The 4,609-nt window shown below is 70.7% G+C and carries 5 protein-coding genes; all 5 read left to right on the top strand.

Going from position 1 to position 4,609, the window contains the following annotated elements; all coding sequences use genetic code 11:
- On the top strand, window positions 1-1,353 hold a 1,353-nt coding region (gene mltG / locus AC1DVT_RS18035), incomplete at its 5' end, for an endolytic transglycosylase MltG (RefSeq protein WP_477390523.1).
- A complete protein-coding gene (locus AC1DVT_RS18040) occupies window positions 1,334-2,179 on the top strand; it encodes a shikimate dehydrogenase (protein WP_477390525.1) in 846 nt (281 codons plus the stop codon). The genes mltG and AC1DVT_RS18040, both read left to right, overlap by 20 nt.
- 4 nt (window positions 2,180-2,183) lie before the next feature.
- Entirely contained in the window at window positions 2,184-3,401 is a 1,218-nt protein-coding gene (gene aroC / locus AC1DVT_RS18045; protein WP_477390527.1) for a chorismate synthase, read from the top strand.
- Entirely contained in the window at window positions 3,398-3,916 is a 519-nt protein-coding gene (locus AC1DVT_RS18050) for a shikimate kinase (protein ID WP_477390528.1), read from the top strand. Before aroC ends, AC1DVT_RS18050 begins: the two co-directional genes overlap by 4 nt.
- Window positions 3,913-4,609, top strand: a 697-nt coding sequence (locus AC1DVT_RS18055) for a 3-dehydroquinate synthase family protein (RefSeq protein ID WP_477390530.1), incomplete at its 3' end; no start/stop codon positions are given. The genes AC1DVT_RS18050 and AC1DVT_RS18055, both read left to right, overlap by 4 nt.

Consider the following 4,609-nt stretch of genomic DNA (forward strand, 5'->3'; position numbering starts at 1 on the left):
GGCACCGCGCACGCGGCGGCCGCGGCCCGCACGGCCGCACCGCAGTCTGCGACGACCACGGTGCTGTCGACCGAGTCCGACCCGGACGATTGGCCGTTCGCGGGCGCGAACGGCGCAGCGCCTGCGCTGCCGTACAGCCGGACCGGCGGGAACCGCGTCATCACGGAGCAGGCGCCCGACGCGACGCCGCACCGCGACGACTTCGACGATCTGTTCAACGGCACGGGTTCTTCGGATACCCTCGGCCAGGTGCCACCCCGTCCGAACAAGCGACGCCGCCGGATCGGCGGATGGATCGCGCTCGCGGTCGTGCTGATGCTCTTCGGCGGCGTGGCCGCGGGCGGCCTCTGGGTATGGAACACGTACGAGGCCAAGATCCGCGAGTTCATGGGCTGGGAAGAGCCGAAGGACTATGCCGAGGGGCAGGCCAATGGCGAGGCCCTCGTCACGATCGCCTCAGGCGACAACGGCAACACGATCTCGAACTCGCTGTACGAAGCCGGGGTGACCAAGACGCCCGACGCGTTCTACGCGATGCTCGTCGACACCGCCCAGAATCCGACCTTCTATCCCGGCGTCTACACGCTGCAGAAGCAGATGACCTCCGCTGCCGCCCTCGCGGCGCTGCAGGATCCTGCGAACAAGATCGACAACACCGTCGTCATCCCCGAGGGGCTCATCGCGGCCGATGCTCTGCAGCGGATCGCCGATGTGACGGGAATCTCCCTCGACGAGCTGACGGCCGAGGCCGCCAACTACACCCAGTTCGGCGTTCCGGCCGAGGCGCCGAGCATCGAGGGCTTCCTCTTCCCTGCGACCTACACCTTCGATCCGGGCGTCACCGCGCACGATGTGCTCGCTCGCATGGTGAATGAGACGTTCGCCCGTCTCGATGCCCTCGGGGTGCCGGAGTCCGACCGGCTCCAGGTGCTCACTCTCGCTTCCGTGATCCAGAAGGAATCCGGCCCGGACACGGCTGACATGAACAAGATCGCCCGGGTGTTCCTCAACCGGATCGACGAGGGAATGCCGTTCCAGTCCGACGCGACCGTCGCCTACGGGGCTGGGGTGACCGGCACGGTGTGGACGACGGACGAGCAGCGCGCCGACGAGTCGAACATCTACAACACGTACGTGCACCTCGGGCTTCCGCCAGGGCCGATCAGCAACCCCGGTGAGGATGCCATCACAGGCGCCCGCAACCCGGCCGACGGCAACTGGCTGTACTTCGTCGCCGTCAACCTGGCCACGGGTGAGACGATCTTCTCCGACACGTACAACGAGCATCTCAAGGCCGTCGATCAACTGCGGGAGTGGTGCGCGAAGAGCGAGAATGCCTCCTACTGCGCGTAGGCGGCAGCTCGAGGTATGGGGCGACCCGATCCAGCACAGCCGGTCGCCCGCCCTGCACGCCGCCKCCTACGCGGTTCTCGACATGCCGTGGTCGTACGACCGTCGACGGGTGTCCGCCGACACCTTCGACCGTGAGCTCGGGGGCCTCGACGCATCGTTCCGCGGCCTGTCGCTGACGTATCCGCTGAAGGCCTGCGCCTTTGCGGCATCCGGCATTCGCGACCGTCGCGCCGAGCTCACCGGCGCGGTCAACACGCTGCTTCTCGAGCCCGAGGGCGTCCGCGGTTTCAACACCGACATCGGCGGCATCATGCGCGCACTCGGCGAGGCGGGCATCGAGAGCGTCGATCGGGTGCGGGTCGTCGGCGCCGGTGCGACGGCATCCTCTGCCATCGTGGCGGTCGCCGAACTCGGCGCCCACCACGTGGAGGTGGTGGCACGCAGACCCGCCGCCGTCGCGCCGCTGCAGGCGGTGGGCGACGCGCTCGGCGTCGTCGTGCTCGCAGTGCCCTTCACCGCGCCCGGGCACGCGCCGGTGCCCCTCACGATCTCGACCGTCCCTGGTGATGCGGAGATCCCGGATGCCGCGGCCGGCGCGCTGGCAGACTCCGGGGGACTGCTGCTGGACGTGGTGTACGGACACTGGCCGACGGTGCTCGCCCAGGCGTGGCAGCGCGCGGGCGGCACCGCCCAGTCGGGTCTCGGAATGCTGGTGCACCAGGCGCTCCTGCAGGTGCGGATCTTCGTCGGCGGCGAGGTCGATGTTCCCCTCGATGACGAGTCGGCCGTCCTGGCCGCGATGCGCCAGGCGGTCGTGGGAGACTAGAGCAATGCTCCGCGTGCTCACGGCCGGCGAATCCCACGGCCCCGAACTCGTCGCCATCATGGAAGGCCTGCCCTCCGGCGTGCCGATTTCCCGTGCCGCGATCCAGGCCGACCTCGCTCGTCGCAAGCTCGGCTACGGCCGCGGCTCGCGCATGAAGTTCGAGGAGGACGAGCTCACGATCTCGAGCGGCGTCCGCCACGGACTCACCCTCGGCAGCCCGATCGCGCTGCGCATCGGTAACACCGAGTGGCCCAAATGGGTTGAGGTGATGAGCGCCGAACCGGTCGAGCTCACCGAGAAGTCTCGCGGACGCAGCGCCGCCCTCACCCGGCCGAGGCCGGGACATGCCGATCTCGTCGGCATGCAGAAGTACGACTTCGACGAGGCGCGGCCCATCCTCGAGCGTGCGAGCGCCCGCGAGACCGCCGCGCGCGTCGCGCTCGGCGCCGTGGCGCGCGCGTTCCTGGCCGAGCTCGGCATCCGTCTCGTCAGCCACACCCTCTCGATCGGCCCCGTGCGCGTCCCGGAGGACTCCGCTCTGCCAGGGCCGGATGATGTCGACGCGCTGGACGCCGATCCGCTGCGCTGCTTCGACGCCGCGACGAGCGCGCGGATGGTCGCCGAGGTCGATGCTGCCCGCAAGGACGGCGACACGCTCGGCGGTGTCGTCGAGGTGCTCGCGTTCGGACTGCCGCCCGGACTCGGCTCGCACGTGCACTGGGATCGGCGCCTCGACGGCAAGCTCGCGCAGGCGCTCATGAGCATCCAGGCGATCAAGGGCGTCGAGGTCGGCGACGGCTTCCTCACCACGACGCGCCGAGGCTCCCAGGCGCACGACGAGCTGTTCGCGACCGACGGCGGCATCACGCGGTCGTCCGACCGCGCCGGCGGCACCGAGGGCGGCATGTCGACCGGCACCGTCCTGCGCGTGCGCGCCGGGATGAAGCCCATCGCGACCATCCCGCACGCCCTGCGGACGGTGGATGTCGCGACCGGCGACACCGCGGCCGCCCATCACCAGCGGTCCGACGTGTGCGCGGTTCCCGCGGCGGGCGTGGTCGCGGAGGCCATGGTCGCCGTCGTCCTCGCCGAGTCCGTGCTGGAGAAGTTCGGCGGCGACAGCGTCGGCGAGACCCGCCGCAACCTCGAGTCGTACCTCGCCGCGATCCCGGAGAGCCTGCGCACGGCCACGGTCAGCGACACCGCGCTCACCGAGGCATGACCGCGCGAGCCCTCGTGCTGATCGGTCCCATGGGCGCCGGCAAGACGAGCATCGGCCGCAAGGTCGCCAAAGCGCTCGGCGTCGGCTTCTTCGACACCGACATCGCGGTCGTCCGCGCCCACGGACCGATCGAGGCGATCTTCGCCGAGCACGGCGAAGCTCATTTCCGGGCCCTCGAGCGGGCGGCCGTCACGCAGGGTCTCGCCGCCGGCGGTGTGGTCTCGCTCGGCGGAGGCGCCGTCCTCGACCCGCAGACGCAGGCCGACCTGGCCGCGCACCGGGTCGCGCTGCTGACGGTCGACGCGAAGGTCGTCGCCGGCCGCATCCACGCCACCGACCRCCCGCTGCTGCAGGCAGAGGATGCCCTCGCGCGGTGGAGCGAGATCGCCGCAGCGCGTCGCCCGATCTACGAGCGGCTCGCCGACGCGACGTTCGATACCTCGCACGGACCGTTGCAGCACGTCGTCGAGGCGATCGTCGCCTGGGCCCAAGAGGATTCAGGGGAACGCGCATGAGCGATGCGACCACGATCTCGGTGAGCGGCGACGCGACCTACGACATCACGGTGGGACGCGGCATCCTCTCGTCCCTCGGGGAGCTCCTCCCGCCGGCTGCCCGCAAGGTGCTCGTCATCCATCCGCCGACCCTCGCCGCGCAGGCGGAGGCGCTGCGCGCCTCGCTCGCCGGCGACCGTGAGGTGCTGCTGGCCGAGATCCCCGACGCGGAGCAGGGCAAGCGCATCGAGGTCGCCGCCTTCTGCTGGCAGGTCATGGGCCAGGCGGACTTCACGCGCACCGACGCGGTCGTCGGCTTCGGCGGGGGAGCCGTCACCGACCTCGCCGGTTTCGTCGCCGCCACCTGGCTGCGCGGTGTCGCGGTCGTGCAGGTGCCGACGACCGTGCTCGGCATGGTCGACGCGGCCGTGGGCGGCAAGACCGGGGTGAACACTGCCGAGGGGAAGAACCTCGTAGGCGCTTTCTGGGCCCCCCGCGCCGTGCTGTGCGACCTCGACCTGCTCGACTCCCTCTCGGCACACGAACTCGTCGCCGGGTTCGCCGAGGTGGTCAAGGCCGGGTTCATCTGGGCCCCCGAGATCCTCGAGCTCATCGAGGCCGACCCGGTGGCCGCGGTGGACCCGCACAGCGCCGCGTTCCGGCGCAGCATCGAACTCGCGATCGGGATGAAGGCGCACGTCGTCGGCCAGGATC

The sequence above is a fragment of the Microbacterium sp. P2_F9 genome, assembly GCF_056403635.1.

Coding starts and splice junctions, on each gene's coding strand:
- aroC (WP_477390527.1), top strand. CDS start 2,184: ATGCTCCGCGTGCTCACGGCCGGCGAATCCCACGGCCCCGAACTCGTC.